This is a genomic window from Niallia sp. 03133, from assembly GCF_052663225.1.
Window position 1 is genome coordinate 195,031 of sequence record NZ_JBQTCY010000004.1, and the last position, 15,218, is coordinate 210,248.

Annotated in this window: 16 protein-coding genes; 4 read left to right on the forward strand and 12 right to left on the reverse strand. The window is 36.2% G+C overall.

All coding sequences use genetic code 11. From position 1 onward, the window contains the following. The first annotated feature begins 17 nt into the window (after positions 1-17). The gene (ylbJ, locus tag ACTYBU_RS07360; protein WP_445488447.1) at positions 18-1,247 is read left to right on the forward strand and encodes a sporulation integral membrane protein YlbJ; all 1,230 of its coding nucleotides are present in this window, start codon (positions 18-20) and stop codon (positions 1,245-1,247) included. A gap of 97 nt (positions 1,248-1,344) precedes the next feature. On the opposite strand, the gene coaD is transcribed toward ylbJ, so the two are convergent. The 11 genes from coaD to cyoE form a co-directional block, all read right to left on the reverse strand. Further along, positions 1,345-1,842 carry a pantetheine-phosphate adenylyltransferase gene (gene coaD, locus ACTYBU_RS07365; RefSeq protein WP_445488449.1) on the reverse strand — a complete coding sequence of 166 codons (498 nt, stop codon included), beginning with the start codon at positions 1,840-1,842 and terminating at the stop codon, positions 1,345-1,347. Positions 1,843-1,847: 5 nt separating this feature from the next. Next, positions 1,848-2,414, reverse strand: a complete 567-nt coding sequence (gene rsmD / locus ACTYBU_RS07370; protein ID WP_445488450.1) for a 16S rRNA (guanine(966)-N(2))-methyltransferase RsmD — start codon at positions 2,412-2,414, stop codon at positions 1,848-1,850. Between the two features lie 549 nt (positions 2,415-2,963). Next, positions 2,964-3,239, reverse strand: coding sequence for a YlbG family protein (locus ACTYBU_RS07375; protein ID WP_445488452.1), 276 nt, complete (start codon positions 3,237-3,239; stop codon positions 2,964-2,966). Between the two features lie 72 nt (positions 3,240-3,311). After that, positions 3,312-3,545: a hypothetical protein gene (locus tag ACTYBU_RS07380; RefSeq protein ID WP_445488454.1), complete on the reverse strand. Its 234-nt coding sequence runs from the start codon at positions 3,543-3,545 to the stop codon at positions 3,312-3,314. 230 nt (positions 3,546-3,775) lie between these two features. Then, positions 3,776-4,225 carry a YlbF family regulator gene (locus ACTYBU_RS07385; protein WP_445488455.1) on the reverse strand — a complete coding sequence of 150 codons (450 nt, stop codon included), beginning with the start codon at positions 4,223-4,225 and terminating at the stop codon, positions 3,776-3,778. Positions 4,226-4,303: 78 nt separating this feature from the next. After that, entirely contained in the window at positions 4,304-4,723 is a 420-nt protein-coding gene (locus tag ACTYBU_RS07390) for a hypothetical protein (protein WP_445488457.1), read from the reverse strand. 120 nt (positions 4,724-4,843) lie between these two features. Next, a complete protein-coding gene (locus ACTYBU_RS07395; protein ID WP_445488458.1) occupies positions 4,844-5,083 on the reverse strand; it encodes a YlbE-like family protein in 240 nt (79 codons plus the stop codon). A 15-nt stretch (positions 5,084-5,098) separates the two neighbouring features. Then, entirely contained in the window at positions 5,099-5,512 is a 414-nt protein-coding gene (locus tag ACTYBU_RS07400) for a YlbD family protein (RefSeq protein ID WP_445488460.1), read from the reverse strand. Positions 5,513-5,891: 379 nt separating this feature from the next. After that, positions 5,892-6,890, reverse strand: a complete 999-nt coding sequence (locus tag ACTYBU_RS07405) for a CAP domain-containing protein (protein WP_445488462.1) — start codon at positions 6,888-6,890, stop codon at positions 5,892-5,894. Between the two features lie 141 nt (positions 6,891-7,031). Then, positions 7,032-7,499 (reverse strand): DUF420 domain-containing protein, encoded by a 468-nt coding sequence (locus tag ACTYBU_RS07410; RefSeq protein WP_445488463.1) that lies wholly within the window; start codon positions 7,497-7,499, stop codon positions 7,032-7,034. Positions 7,500-7,647: 148 nt separating this feature from the next. Beyond that, a complete protein-coding gene (gene cyoE / locus ACTYBU_RS07415) occupies positions 7,648-8,568 on the reverse strand; it encodes a heme o synthase (RefSeq protein ID WP_445488465.1) in 921 nt (306 codons plus the stop codon). 712 nt (positions 8,569-9,280) lie between these two features. Here cyoE and ACTYBU_RS07420 point away from each other — a divergent pair. The 3 genes from ACTYBU_RS07420 to ACTYBU_RS07430 are packed head-to-tail and all read left to right on the forward strand — an operon-like array spanning position 9,281 to position 10,671. Next, positions 9,281-9,436, forward strand: coding sequence for a hypothetical protein (locus tag ACTYBU_RS07420; protein ID WP_445488467.1), 156 nt, complete (start codon positions 9,281-9,283; stop codon positions 9,434-9,436). A gap of 47 nt (positions 9,437-9,483) precedes the next feature. Next, entirely contained in the window at positions 9,484-9,756 is a 273-nt protein-coding gene (locus ACTYBU_RS07425) for an IS110 family transposase (RefSeq protein ID WP_445488469.1), read from the forward strand. Positions 9,757-9,816: 60 nt separating this feature from the next. Beyond that, a complete protein-coding gene (locus ACTYBU_RS07430; RefSeq protein ID WP_445488471.1) occupies positions 9,817-10,671 on the forward strand; it encodes a transposase in 855 nt (284 codons plus the stop codon). A gap of 675 nt (positions 10,672-11,346) precedes the next feature. On the opposite strand, the gene pyc is transcribed toward ACTYBU_RS07430, so the two are convergent. After that, positions 11,347-14,787, reverse strand: coding sequence for a pyruvate carboxylase (gene pyc, locus ACTYBU_RS07435; RefSeq protein WP_445488472.1), 3,441 nt, complete (start codon positions 14,785-14,787; stop codon positions 11,347-11,349). Between the last annotated feature and the right edge of the window lie 431 nt (positions 14,788-15,218).

Consider the following 15,218-nt stretch of genomic DNA (forward strand, 5'->3'; position numbering starts at 1 on the left):
AAGGAGGGAATCATTTTTTGAATCGTGCAAAAGTAAAAACCGTCATGTTAGCATTGGCTGCATCTCTCCTAGCATTAGCCTTAATATCCTTTCCCGCAGTTGCTGTCGATGCTTCCAAAAATGGTCTCAATACATGGTGGACTATTGTATTTCCGTCATTGCTTCCTTTTTTAATTTTATCTGAAGTGTTAATCGGCTTTGGGGTTGTTCGTTTTTTAGGGGTTTTATTGGAGCCTGTCATGCGTCCGCTTTTCCGAGTCCCTGGTGTTGGCGGATTTGTTTGGGCAATGGGCATGGTATCTGGTTTTCCAACTGGAGCGAAACTGACCGCTCGTCTACGAGAGGAAAAGCAGCTTACGAAAATAGAAGCGGAACGACTCGTTTCTTTTTCCAATGCTTCTAATCCAATGTTTATTATCGGAGCAGTTTCTGCTTCCTTTTTTCATAATCCGAAATTAGGATTTTTATTGGCCATTGCTCATTACTTAGCGAATTTCACTGTTGGACTATGCATGCGATTTTACGGGAAAGCAGAACAGACAAATAAAAAAGAAACTAAAATAAAAAGACCTTCCATTCGCAGAGCGCTGCATGAACTCCATGAAACAAGAATAAATGATAAACGCCCACTTGGTAAACTACTTGGAGATGCCGTTTCTTCATCCATTCAATCCTTATTAATGGTTGGCGGATTTATCATCCTTTTTTCAGTCATTAATCGTCTTTTGTTCCATTTACATGTTACCTCTTTTTTAGGAAAATTCATTGAGATGATTTTGCATGTCTTTCAGTTTTCAAGTGATTTAAGCATCCCGTTCATTGCCGGTGTTTTTGAAATTACTCTTGGCAGCAAGTTAACGAGTGATGTGGAAACTGCTGCATTTATGCATCAGGCCATTCTGACTAGCATTATTTTAGGTTTCAGCGGATTAAGTGTACAAGCACAAGTTGCCAGCATTCTTGCACAAACAGATATTCGTTTTAAACCTTTTTTCTTTGCGAGAATTTTACAAGCAAGTTTTGCCGGCTTGTATACTTTTTTAGGCTGGAATACGTTTACTACTCATTTCTTGGGTGATGAAAAGCCAACTATCGCCGTTCCTGATTTTATCCATATAAAAATCTCTTGGGTAGAGGAAGTATTTTACATGTCAACAAATGTTGGACCAATGATAACTATTATCTTTTTATGCCTTTATATTCTAATTCTTTTTAGCCGGCTTCCCCGCAGAAAAAAACCTGTCTAGGAATATAAACCATTCTCCTAAGCAAGACAAAAAGGGTGTCGACGACTTTATCCATTATTTATGATTAATATCGCGTCGACACCCTCTCACTATGTAATTATTTACGATTGTTTAACGAGTCATATTTCTTTTTTAATGCCTGTTCGACAACAGAAGGAACCAATTCTGAAATATCACCATTGTATTTACTTACTTCTTTTACAATACTGGAGCTTAAAAAAGAATACTGATTGTTGGTCATAATAAAAAAGGTTTCGATTTCATCACTTAATACACGGTTTACTGATGTTATCTGCATTTCATATTCAAAATCAGAAACCGCTCTTAACCCACGGATGATCGCATTTGCTTGAATACTTTTTGCATAATCGATTAATAATCCTTCATAAGATGTAATCTTTACATTTGGAATATCCTTTGTTACTTCCTTAATTAAAGCTAATCTCTCTTCCACAGAAAAAAATGGCTTTTTGCTTGAATTATTCAAAACACAAATAAAAACTTGATCAAAAACCTTCGCGCCTCTTTTAATAATATCGATGTGGCCGTATGTAATTGGATCAAAACTTCCAGGGCATACTGCAATACTTGCCATCCTTCTTATTCCTCCAAACCCATTGACAATGTATAAATTGAAACTGCTATTATTCCATATTTCTCATGCTTTTTTTGGCAAAGTCGACCAATGGATTCAGGCAATGCTACCTCTGAACCATGCTCACATACAATCACACCATCTTGTTCTAATAAATTTTCTTTATCAATGGTTGTAAGTATACGCTCCAATTGCTGTTTTTTGTATGGAGGATCTAAAAATATATAATCAAAGCTGCGTTCTCTTTTTATTAATGCTTTCATCGCTCTGTCTGCATCATTGCGGTAAACTTCCGCATTTTCTTCTAAATTGCATGCTGCCAGATTGCTTTTTATAGTCGAAATTGCTTTTCCGTCACGATCCACAAAAACAACCTTTGATAAACCTCTGCTTAATCCCTCAATCCCAAGTCCGCCGCTGCCTGCAAACAGATCTAACCCAACTTCTCCATCAAAGTAAGGGCCGATCATATTAAAAATGGCTTCCTTCACTTTATCCGTTGTGGGCCTGGTGGAATTCCCAGGTACAGCTTTTAAAGAAATTCCTTTATTTATTCCAGAAACTACTCTCATTTTTATCACCACTGAATCCTTAATGAACTTGAACTTTACCTTCCCTATCCTACCATAAACAAAAAGGGGAGCCAACTTTCTTTCCCATTTGTTATCAGAATAATCATTTTATCATCATTGCAACAAGCTTTCTTTAAATAAAACAGCATGATTATTTCTTTTTTAAGAAAAAATTCAGCTCCAACCTTTTTCCAATTAAAAAAATTAGGAGTGTTTTTATTGTTCCTTTCGAAAGATAAAAAATGAATTTCATGTATAAGGGAAATAAATGCTGGAGATACTTCTATTAACAACATCTATTCGAGGATGTTGTTGCCAACCGCGGAGAAGACTTACGTTTCCCCATAAGTTCTTCCTCCGGTTTCTCCTCTCCCTTTTCCTTCTTTCCTTATAGAGGATGTAGAAGGACCCTGTGAGCATTTGCTTACAGGTTTTTTTATTATTAAAATTTTTTCATATTGATAAATCTTGAACGAAAGATTCTTATTGTTCCCCCATCTTTTCGAGCTAAAGCCTTAAAAAAGATAAAAAGCCGGATTATCTCCAGCTTTATATACCCATCTTATAATCATATTCCTTTGCTTTATCTGGTTTTGAATTTTCAAATTCCAATTTCAGAAAAGGTTTATAAGACGGATCTACCTTTTTCACAAAAGAATAGGAACTTATTTTTTCCATAATTTGTTCTACTTCCACTTGGTTTGTATACAATACAACATACTTTAATCTTTTTGATATATAATGTACATTTCCAAATCTTCTTAACATTTTTGTTTGCTTTAAGGAATACATCCAAACAATAATACCTTGTCGCTGCCCTAACATGATTAACTCCTTCTACATATCTTTATTTTTTCCTGATGGAATCGTTATATGTTTCATTTCTGCATCAGGGACTTAAAAAAGAAAATTCAAAGCTACTACTAGAAAAATAGAAAGAATAATAGTTCCAAAAATAAAATAGCCAATATATTTAATTCCTTTAGGCAATGAATCGATCTTTATGTTTTTATGTTTGATTCCTCCACCTCCCATATCATTTAATTTCTCAATATCCGGTGGAAAAAATATTCTATTTTCATCTGTGCTCGTATTGTCTTCTATTTTCTGTGTTTCATGAAGCTTTTTCAATCTATCCACCAACTTTCCTTTGGTTCATCAAACCATACTGATTGGCAAATTCTTATGGCATTTTTATCATTAATAATGTATATGTAATAGTCGGCTGAGGCTTTTATGACTAGCCTGCCTGCGATGAAACAAACATTCACTATATACTACTTCATTATTCATTTATATAAAAATGGTGACGAAAGCCTTTTATTTTGCTAGATGCTTTCGCCACCTCTCTTATTTACGCATTACGCAGAACAGCTGCAGCTGCCTCCACTACCGCATCCGCCAGAACTGCATCCTGAAAGTTCGTCAAAAAAAGGATTTCCAGTTGGCACTTTAATGAATTCGGATACTGAACGCCCAATTATGACACTTACTTCATCCAGCAGCTTCTGGAAATTATTTTCTGCTAATTTAAATGCTGCAACATGTGTATCGAGATCCATTTCGCGTTTTAACTGTCTGATCTCCATCATAACCTTTTTATAGTCTGGATGGTATCGTCCAAAACGCTGAACCTCTTCATATTGCACTTTCATTGTATTAAAAGCAAAAATCTTTTGCTTTGTCTCTTTGTTTGTATTTAAATTGGACAAACAAATACGATATTGTTCTGCAACGTCTGACGCTATAATCATCTCAGCAATTGCCTTTGCCTCTTCCTCAATTAGCAGGATTTCTGTTGTAGCAAGCACGTATTCGCTCACCTCCACCTTTATTTTACTTGAAAAGGCTTGGAAAGAAAAGGGTTGTGTTTGTAATGGCACTCCTTATTATATGGTGACCATGAATTCTTTGCCTAAATGATAGGATTCATTTGCTTCATTTACAACCTCAAGAGAGATTTTATGATTCCCTGGCTTTAAATTTCGCACAACAAATGCAGCAGAACGATATTCATTTACTAACCTATGATCCACTTTAAGTATAATTTTCGCCTGTTTTTTTTCACTATTTTTACGGAATGAAACAGAAGTTGTTTTACACTCTATATAAACAGCGTTTCCCTTTACTATATGCTTAACCGAAAACTCCCTATTGTTTGAAGCTGAGGATGCTTGTACAGCCTGTAAAGGAATTCTATGCTCATGCGCCGACTCTGTTTTAGGCTTTACTTTTGGATCTGGAATATCATCGCTGCAGGCAAATAAAAGAAACACGACAGGAATACTAGTAATCAGTATTTTCTTCAATAGAAACACTCCTGATAATTTTTTCTTAGTATTCGCTGCAATGTTTCTTTTTACTCCATGATTTACATTTTTTATCCATTAACTATACACATTTAAAGAAAGGATTTCTATTTAAAGATTTTAAGACTGTGAATTCATTGCTTGAAACATACTAACCATCATGGATGCCATTTGCACTCCATTTGAAAATTTCTCTACATGATGAGGGATTGTTTTTTTATAATAATGCAAAGAAGCTGCTTCAAATGATTGCAAATCATTTGGATTTCTAGTTAATTTCCGATACCAATAGGGCTGCTCCCGAATAAATTGTTGCAATTCATGATTTTGCGAAATAAATTCTTTTATTTCAGCTCTCATCGAAAAGCCCCTTTCTTAATCTTTTCGAAACGAAAAAGGTCCAGTTGGCTGTTTCTCCCCACTGCTTTGCTTTGTACTTGTACTGCTAGTTCCATTTGGAGCTAATTGAGAAATAACTCCTTGAATCGTTCCTAAGGCCTGGCTTAAATTAGCAATATACCCTTGGAGCTGATTTTGATCCATGTTTTTTAATGAGTTCATTACAGAGGACATCGAGACCGTTTTCGTTGAATCTGACTGTTGCTCATTAGATGCTTTGCTTTCACGAAATGGATCCCATCTGGCATCTTCTTCTCCTAATAAGTACCAGTCCTCATATAATTCTTGCCATGTCGTTTTTCTACTTCTCACTTCTTGAATAATTTTTGGATTTCCTTTCACAAAGGTCTTAAACTCTTCTACGGAAGGATGAAGTTTTTTCTTTTCCATTTTTGTTCACCTCTATGTGTTACAGCTGCCTATATTACCATATGACGACTGGGTAAAATATGTGTATATAAAGTGAACCTTTCCATCAATGAGGGTTTTCTTCATCCTCCACTGATGGAAAGCTTGCGGTCCACAGGAAGTGGCGACCTTAGTTTGTGTACCTCCTTTGGTACTTTACGGGCAGTTATCCTCCACCTACATCCTCGATTTCTCAGCATCTTGAGGTGGGGGTCTTACTGCCCGTTAAGAGTGGGATAAAATAACCATTCCATACTTTAACCCAAATAGATCATAGTAAAAAACTGCCTGAAAAAATTTTAACCTTCCGTTCTATATTTTCTATAAAAAACAGAACAGATTAAAGCTTCAGACAGCTCTTTTACCATTTCTCTATAAAATTTTGTGTATAATATTTTTTATAAACCCCTACACCTAAGTAGGTAAAATCTTTATTAAGCAAACATTCCCGATGACCTTTGCTATTAAGCCATCCTTCTATTACAGCACCAGCATCTGTATAGCCGGCTGCAATATTTTCTCCAGCAGCTTTATAAAAAACTTGTCCCTTTTTTAATCTTTCAGCTAAATCTCCATATTTTTCGGAGGTATGAGAAAACGATTTTGTATCATACATATCTTCACTATGCCCTAATGCTACTTTTGCAGTAGGTTCGTCCCATTGAACTTCTTTTAAGTTAAATCTTTTGCGGAGCACATTTGTCATATCCAAAATCTGCTTTTCGCTTCCTTTTTCCACTTCCTCTGAATCTTCTACTGTTGAAGCAGTTTCCACTAGTTCCCCTCTGTACACAAGTTCATATGGACGCAGCTGCAATAAAGTTTTGGCATCCATATATCTGATACTAGATAACGTTCCTGTAAATTTATCAAAGTAAAATTGCGCATAAAAATCGCCAATACGAACAAGCGGGCGATTATTCATTTCGTCCTCTGAGAGTTCAAAGCGATAGGAAGACCCTTCATAATTAAAGCTAATATTTGTTTCAATCGGTGTTTTTGTATAAATATCTCCTACTTCTTGTCCAATTTTATATGGAGAAATATCCGCATTTTCACCGATTGCAAAGATTGTAACAACCTTATTTCTCTGTACTCCAACCTGGAAATATTCCGTATCTTTTTTATTGTATATCCACCAGTCATAGTCATAGGAAGATGGATCTATTCTAGTGGGTTTTCCATACTCTTTTACTAATTTTTCAGCATCACTGCCAATGAAGCTTCCTAAACCCTTCGATGGTACAGGAAGACTATTATTTTGACTGTCTGACTTCCCTGCCATATTATCGGTTATTTTAGGATCTTTCCCATCCTCTACCAATGCATCTGAATCTTTGTTTTTATCTGATATATTCAAATAAAAACCAATAGCAATTAATATAGAAATAATAACTAAAATTCTGATAAGGGTTTTCAGAGGTTGTCCTCCTCTCTAGTATTATTTCTATCATTATATGTCCATCATTTACTAAATAGTATACATTTATTAATAGATATGCTAAAAGCCCAAAATTGCTTTAATGACAGAAGTTGTTTCTCCTCCACGATAGAATACATATAATAATAAATATACTGCAACACCCGTGATCGCAGTGAAAAACCAAATCAAACTTGTAGTTGGTCCTAATTTCCGGTGTTTTGCATACTGTTTTTTATAGCCAGTATATAGCATGATAATCCCCAACACTGCTCCAACCGTAGCAAGTGTAATATGAAAAATAAGAAATATCGTATAATATATTTTTATGTCCTCAGGACCTCCAAATGAGGTGTTTCCTATAAAAATGGTTCTAGATGCGTAAATGACAAAAAAGATTACTGCAAAAACAGCAGCAAAAAACATAACCTTTTGATGTGCATCTATTTTTCTTTTTAATATTAAGTTCCATCCTATCGCAACAAAAACAGCACTTAGAACAATAAAAAATGTACTTATTGTTGGTAAAACCGGCAAAGTAAATTCCATAATCAAAACCTCACTACATCGTATAATTTTAAAAGTAAAAGCAAGCGCCTGATTAGTGACAGCTTACAATAGAAATTAATGTCAATCAGGATAATAAAACGGAAGGAATGACAGCCTAGCGCTATCATTCCTACTTATTGTATCGTTTCTATATCAAAGTAACAATAACCATTGCAACAAACAAAATGGTCATATATTGAAGAGAATAAACAAACATTGCTGTAGCCCACTTTATTTCATCCTTTTTTTTGCTTGCATACATGCCAGTTGCAATCCAGCCGATGTTTAATAGAGTAGCTAGGATTAAAAAAGGAACGCCTAATGATGTTAATAAAAACGGCAGCGGCAAAAGAGCAATGATCCATGCATACGTATGTTTTTTTGTCGTATTAAACCCTTTTACTACAGGAAGCATCGGGATGCCTGCTGCTCTATACTCTTCCACTCTTCTGATTGCTAAAGCATAAAAATGCGGAGGCTGCCAAAAAAACATAATTAAGAATAAACTCCATGCCATTACATCCAAACTTGGATCTACGGCTGCCCAGCCAATTAACGGTGGAACTGCACCTGAAAAGCTGCCTATAACAGTATTGGAAACAAGCTTTCGTTTAGACCACATTGTATAAACAACAACATAACTGAAAGCACCTATTAAAGCAATAACAGCTGCTGTAATGGTTGTTAATAATAAAAACACCGTTCCTGCTGCAATAAAACCAAACCCTAAAAGTGCTACTTTTTTTAAATTCACTCTTCCTGTTACGGTTGGTCTTAATTTTGTACGTTCCATTAATGGATCTATGTCACGATCAATATAATTATTTAATGCACAAGAGCCAGCAATAATCAAGGCTGATCCTATTAGTGTAAATAGAATACTATCAATATTTGCCAAGAACTTCTCTCCAGAGAAATGAAGCGCTAGCCACAATCCAGTAAAAATGGTAATTAAATTGCTGTTAACAATGCCAATTTTTATCAATGCTAAAAAATCTTTCCATACAGATGTTTCTTGGAGATTTTCCCCATTTATTTGAGCTTCTGAATAAGCCCTTGAATTCGCCATATGTTTTTTCCTCCCTTTTATATAAAAACATGGCAACTAATCATTGATTACCAAATGTAAATGAAATCATTCATAATATTTTCCTTTTGTGCCGATTTTCACAATTTACAATATAAAAATGATGAAAAACAGCCCTTCTGTTATTAAACCATATTTTCTACTATTTTTCTGCATCTTTTTGCAAAAAGTTATCCTTAAGATCACAATGAAGCTGCATAAGAATATACGGTTAATCTTTTTCCAGTCTTTAAGAACTAAAGTTTATTATCCATTAAAATTCAAATATCGACACATTTCTTCCTTTTTATTATATAAGTTTTTTGCTTAACAGCAAAATATATTTAACCATTTGACTAATAATCATAAACAGCCTATTATGCTCTATTAATAATACAGCAAGAAAAGCGCAAGCGCCCTTGCTCATCGACAGAATAAGCTGGACTGAATCGAGTGAGATAAAGGAAATACGAAGAGCATAGCGCATTCGTGCTTGACTTATCGTAGACGAGGTGAGGGAAGCGTTGAAGTCGATAGGGCGCTGGAGCTAGACACTTCTCTGACTTCCAAAAAATTATACTTTCTGGTGTATGAAATAATGTAATTACCATTAATAAACACAAAAAATCCCCAGCGACTTCAAGTAAGATAAAAGTACCTGACGGGGAACTTCAATCTAACCACCCACACACTATATATCGGAGGTTGAAGTCACATGGGGACTACAAAACAGTATCATATTCAAGGTAAAAAAGGAAGTCGTTTTCGTGATCAACTAAGAGGAGTAAATCTCGAACAAGTATTAATTGTAGCCATAGATGCAGCGAAACTGCATCAAAAAGCCTTAATCTGTAACTATTTTGGGATGTAATTGAAACACCCTTTTTCTTTTCAGTAAATGCAGATGGTATATCTTGCTTGTGTTCAAAGGTTAATAAAGCAATTAAAGATCATAACGCCCAACGTATTTTTCTTGGGGTTGAGGCAACTGGTCATTATTACGAAGATATTGTTCGTCTTCTAGGCGACAAAGGCTTTGGTGTTCAAATCTTAAATGCCTATACCACTTTTGAAGAACGTGCCAGTGCTTTAAACTGGTGTAAAACAGACGACATAGACCTTGTCGCCATAGCTCACGCTATTATGAATAATAAGGGTACAGAATTCACCTTAGCCAAGGGCATTCAATGACAACTTCTTACGCTCACACGGGCAAGGAGACAGGAAATTCGAAAACGTTCTACTCTTCAAATGGAAATTAGGGTACTCATGGACCATATTTGGCGTGAGTACCAGGGATATGCTGTTGAAGAGGGGAATAAGCGAAAAAAGGTTAAAATCTTTAGTGACTTTTGGGGGAAGTCTTCCCTGTATTTTATGAATCATTACCCGCATCCCTCTTATATTCTTGAATTAGGAGAATTGGGGCTGAGAAAACTTTCAAAAGAACACAATTTAAAATTGCGTAAAGAAGCCATCCAAAAACTTTTATACGCGGCTAATCAAGCGCTTTCCCAATCTCTTCAAGCGTTAAACTCAGAGAGATTAATCCTGAAAATGAAACTCCAAGACCTAGAAAGATTGAACAAAAACATAAGTGCTTTGGAAAGGGAGATTGAACCTCTCCTTCTTGAAACGGATGGGAAATTCCTTCTTACTGTTCCGGGTATTGGCCTTGTTTCAGCGGCTGAACTTTATAGCGAAATGGGGGATGTTTCTCATTACGATAATCCAAACCAAATCATAAAAAAGGCTGGAACGAATCCGATTATGAAACAATCAGGTGGAGGACAAGGCTATTTTGGACGTATCTCCAAACAAGGTAACCCACATTTACGCTATATTATATACAACGTTGGACGATGCCTTTCTATGCATAATAAAGACCTATTACCGTTTGTACAGCGCTTGAAAGAAAAAGGTAAACACGCAAGAAAAGTGTTTATTGCATTAGGAAATAAGTTTCTTAAAATTGCTTTTGCCATGTTACGCGACAAAAAACCGTTTATTTCTAAGCAACCAGATTTTAATATCATGCATGAAATAAACAAAAAACTAAGCTACACTTGCTTATTAACTCCTAAAATACAAACGTTAGCTGCTTAAAAAAAATCTAAATAAAGCTACCACTACTTCTGAGGTCGAGGGGAGATCGGAACAACTTTCTGGAGGCTCTAAGACCTAGGAGATCAGCATTATCCGCCTCGTCCTGTAAATGCGAATTGTACGTTAATGTAATAAAAAGATTGTACTCATGCCAGATTGCATCCCTACAGTATTGAAGCGAGGTTCACTACTTCAGACTTGAGAAGTGGTGGTTAGCTTTCATAGAATTTCCTGTCAGTTGCTTTCATTATTATCCATTAATTGGTAATATAATAAGATAGGTGTATTTGTCTTACCCAAAAAATAAAAAAAGTATTTGACATAGTACGCTGATCTTACAAAAAAAGAAGACATAAAACATACACTTAATCGTATGATATGTCTCCCTTTAATATAAGAATTTGTACCTCTATTTAGATAATTGTCTAGCATTAGCGCCGATCGACTCAACTAACCATCAAAGGATAGAACATCTCCTAATGGAAGGTTCACCTTATCTGGGTCAAAAGTCCTTCCGAGGTACAAGATATACAAAAGCAAGCGATGCTGCAGGCTCGAAGGATTCGAGTCAATCGACGTTGCAACAGGATATTGCGCAGTTAGTCGAATTTCCTTCACTGCGTACTTAGCATGTCAGTTCGTACGCCTTTCAGCAAGACGCTTTCGCTTTTCTTATTATTTAGACAGCTCTATTAATAAATCTCCTGTTTGAATCGCCTCTCCATTTTGCGTAAAAATATCTTTCACATAACCAGAGTAAGGAGATTGGACTGTTGTTTCCATCTTCATAGCTTCGGTAATCATTAAATGATCGCCTTTTTCCACCTTTTCTCCTTTTTCTACCAATACTTTCACAACTGTACCAGGCATGGAAGCAGCAATATGACGAGGGTTTTTCATATCCGCTTTCACTTTCGACTGAACGGTGGCTTTAATACTCTCATCTTTTATCACCACTTCACGAGGCTGCCCATTTAGTTCAAAATAAACCACTCTCGTTCCATCTGCTTGAGGGTGTCCGATCGAAACAAGCTTCACAATCAATGTTTTTCCTTTTTCAATTTCTACTTCTATTTCTTCCCCGAGTCTTAATCCATATAGAAAAGTTGGGGTATCTAAGACAGAAATATCACCAAACAATTGCACTGTTTTTTCATATTCTAAAAATACTTGAGGATATAAAGCATATGCAATGGCATCAAAAATAGTAATTGGTCGGTTGATTTCTTTATATAATGTTTCTTTTATATGGGTAAAATCAACAGGTTCTAGCAGTTCTCCAGGACGGACATCTATTTGCTTTTTGCCTTTTAAGATGATTTTCTGCAGCTGTTTTGGAAAACCGCCGACCGGCTTCCCTAAATACCCGCTGAAAAATTCTACAACGGAATCAGGAAAATCCATATTTGCTCCTTTATTCAACACATCTTCTTCTGTCAATTCATTCTGCACCATATATAAAGCCATGTCGCCAACCACTTTTGAAGATGGGGTTACTTTCACAATATCGCCAAACATTTTATTTACAATGGTATACATTCTCTTTACTGCATCCCATTTCTCACTTAAACCAACTGCTTTTGCCTGCTGCTGCAGATTACTGTATTGACCACCTGGCATTTCATGTTTATATACTTCCGTATGCGGGGCCAATATGCCGCTCTCAAAATCATGATAATATTTGCGGACATCTTCCCAGTAATGCGAAATTTGCTCCAAATGATCAATATTAAGATTTGGCTGTCTGTCTGTGTTTTCCAAACTGTAAAATAAAGAATTTGCGCTAGGCTGAGAAGTTAATCCAGACATGGAACTGACAGCTACATCCACGATATCAACACCTGCTTTTATAGCATTTGCATATGTAAATATACCATTGCCGCTCGTATCATGTGTATGCAGATGAATCGGCAATTCAACCGTTTCTTTTAAGGCTGAAATCAATGTATAGGCAGATTGCGGTTTTAAAAGCCCTGCCATATCCTTTATACATAAAATATGAGCTCCTTGACTCTCCAGTTCTTTTGCCATCGTTTTATAATAGTCTAAATTGTATTTTGTTCGTTGCGGATCTGAAATATCACCTGTATAACAAATCGCTGCTTCAGCAATTTTCCCCGATTGTCTCACTGCATCAATCGCTACTTCCATGCCTTTTACCCAGTTTAAGCTATCAAAAATTCGAAATACATCAATACCTGCATGCGCTGATTTCTCCACAAATTCTCGAATAACATTATCAGGATAATTTTTATATCCAACCGCATTGGAAGATCGCAGGAGCATTTGCAGCAATACATTTGGCATTTGTTTTCTAAGCGTTAATAACCGATCCCACGGATCTTCTTTTAAAAAACGATAAGCAACATCAAATGTTGCGCCTCCCCACATTTCATAAGAAAACATTTCAGGCAAAAGCTTTACTGTATGCTCCGCAATATGGTGCAAATCTTTTGTTCGTACCCTTGTAGCTAATAAGGATTGGTGGGCATCACGAAAAGTAGTATCTGTCAGAAGCACTTCTTTTTGATTTTTCACCCATTGCACTAATCCTTCTGCACCATGGTTTGTTAAAATTTGTTTTGTCCCGTCTTTATAAATTAAATCAGAAGAAATGGAAGGAACTCTCGGCGATTCAAATACTGGTCTTTTTTTTGCCTCAATGCCTGGAAAACCGTTGATTGTAACATTTCCAATATACTGAAGCAATTTTGTTCCTCTATCTTTCCTTTTCGGAAACAAAAACAATTCTTGTGTCGTATCAATAAAAGAAGTATCATATTCTCCACTTAAAAATTTCGGATGTTTTACTACATTTTCCAAAAAAGGGATGTTGGTTTTTATTCCTCTAATTCTAAACTCCTTTAAATTTCTTCTCATTTTAGCTGCTGCTTGCTCGAATGTTAAAGCCCATGTAGATACTTTTACAAGCAAGGAATCATAATAGGGAGTGATTACAGAGCCATTAAATGCATTTCCCGCATCCAATCGAACACCAAAACCGCCGCCGGAACGATATGCCACGATTTTACCCGTGTCTGGCATAAAATTTTGCAGTGGATCTTCTGTTGTAACACGAGACTGTATGGCAAAACCATTTAAAATAATACTGTCTTGTTCTGGAATGCCAATTTCTTTTGAATGAATATCGTATCCTTCTGCTACTAAAAGCTGGGTTTGCACAATATCAATGCCAGTAACCATTTCTGTGATGGTATGCTCCACTTGTACACGTGGATTTACTTCAATAAAATAAAACTGATTGTCGGCAACTAAAAATTCTACAGTACCTGCATTTACATAGGACACATTTTTCATTAAGTTTATCGCAGCCTCACAAATCCGCTCTCTTAATTCATTTGAAATCGAAACACTTGGAGCCACTTCGACTACCTTTTGGTGGCGACGTTGAACCGAGCAGTCTCTTTCATACAAATGAATAAGATTCCCATGTTTATCACCAATAATCTGTACTTCAATATGCTTTGGATTTTCAATGAATCTTTCCGCATACACTTCATCGTTTCCGAATGCAGCTTTCGCTTCCGACTTTGCACGCTCGTATGCTTCCTTTAACTCTTTTTGCTCACGAACAATTCTCATCCCTCTTCCGCCTCCACCGAGAGACGCTTTAATGATAATAGGGAAGCCATGCTGCTTAGAAAACATTTCTACCTCTTCTACCTTACCGATTGGTCCGTCAGAACCAGGAATTATTGGTATATTAGCGATCACAGCTTGTGTTCTTGCCTTCACTTTATCTCCAAACATATCTAAATGCCGAGTTTCAGGTCCAATGAAAATAATCCCTTCTTCTTCACACCTTTTCGCAAATTGAATATTTTCTGAAAGAAAACCATAACCTGGATGAATAGCATCTACGTCGCTGTTTTTTGCAATATCGATTATGCCTTCTATATCCAAGTAAGAATCAATTGGTTTTTTTCCTTCTCCAACCAAATAAGCCTCATCTGCTTTATACCGATGGTAGGAGCCCGAATCTTCCTTCGAATAGATCGCAACAGTTCTTATATTGACTTCACTGCATGCTCGAAAAATACGAATTGCAATTTCCCCTCTGTTTGCTACAAGTACCTTTTTAATTTGCTGCACCATTCAAAACACCCCATCTACTTAATAAAAATATAGCTATCTTTCGGTTAAAATAGTTCATACTTTTTATTTGGCTGTAGACATATGTTCGCTTCTTTGGTTGTTGTTAGCCATATTCAACTGTTCATTATGCAATCATGATAAAACGAACCTTTCAATCAGTGGGGTTTTCTTCATCCCCCACTGATTGAAAGCTTGCGGTCCACAGGATGTGGATCACACAAACGTTGCCACAGGAAGTGGCGACCTTAGTTTGTGTACCTCTTATCAGACCTTTACGGGCAGTAATCCCCCACCTTGCTTCTTCGATTCCTCAGCATCCCCGAGGTGGGGGTCTTACTGCCCGTTAAGAGTGGGATAAATTCCCTTCATCCAAGTCTTTACACGGTAATACGAAAATATTGTCGATAAGCTTCCAATAGTTGAAAAATATT

What these genes read in the sequence shown, in the direction of transcription:
- ACTYBU_RS07375 (WP_445488452.1), bottom strand. Translation starts at nt 3,239, where the DNA reads ATGTTAGGGCAGCGACAAGGTATTATTGTTTGGATGTATTCCTTAAAG.
- ACTYBU_RS07420 (WP_445488467.1), top strand. Translation starts at nt 9,281, where the DNA reads ATGGGGACTACAAAACAGTATCATATTCAAGGTAAAAAAGGAAGTCGT.
- coaD (WP_445488449.1), bottom strand. Translation starts at nt 1,842, where the DNA reads ATGGCAAGTATTGCAGTATGCCCTGGAAGTTTTGATCCAATTACATAC.
- ACTYBU_RS07430 (WP_445488471.1), top strand. Translation starts at nt 9,817, where the DNA reads ATGGAAATTAGGGTACTCATGGACCATATTTGGCGTGAGTACCAGGGA.
- cyoE (WP_445488465.1), bottom strand. Translation starts at nt 8,568, where the DNA reads ATGGCGAATTCAAGGGCTTATTCAGAAGCTCAAATAAATGGGGAAAAT.
- ACTYBU_RS07395 (WP_445488458.1), bottom strand. Translation starts at nt 5,083, where the DNA reads ATGAGAGCTGAAATAAAAGAATTTATTTCGCAAAATCATGAATTGCAA.
- rsmD (WP_445488450.1), bottom strand. Translation starts at nt 2,414, where the DNA reads ATGAGAGTAGTTTCTGGAATAAATAAAGGAATTTCTTTAAAAGCTGTA.
- ACTYBU_RS07410 (WP_445488463.1), bottom strand. Translation starts at nt 7,499, where the DNA reads ATGGAATTTACTTTGCCGGTTTTACCAACAATAAGTACATTTTTTATT.
- ACTYBU_RS07400 (WP_445488460.1), bottom strand. Translation starts at nt 5,512, where the DNA reads ATGGAAAAGAAAAAACTTCATCCTTCCGTAGAAGAGTTTAAGACCTTT.
- pyc (WP_445488472.1), bottom strand. Translation starts at nt 14,787, where the DNA reads ATGGTGCAGCAAATTAAAAAGGTACTTGTAGCAAACAGAGGGGAAATT.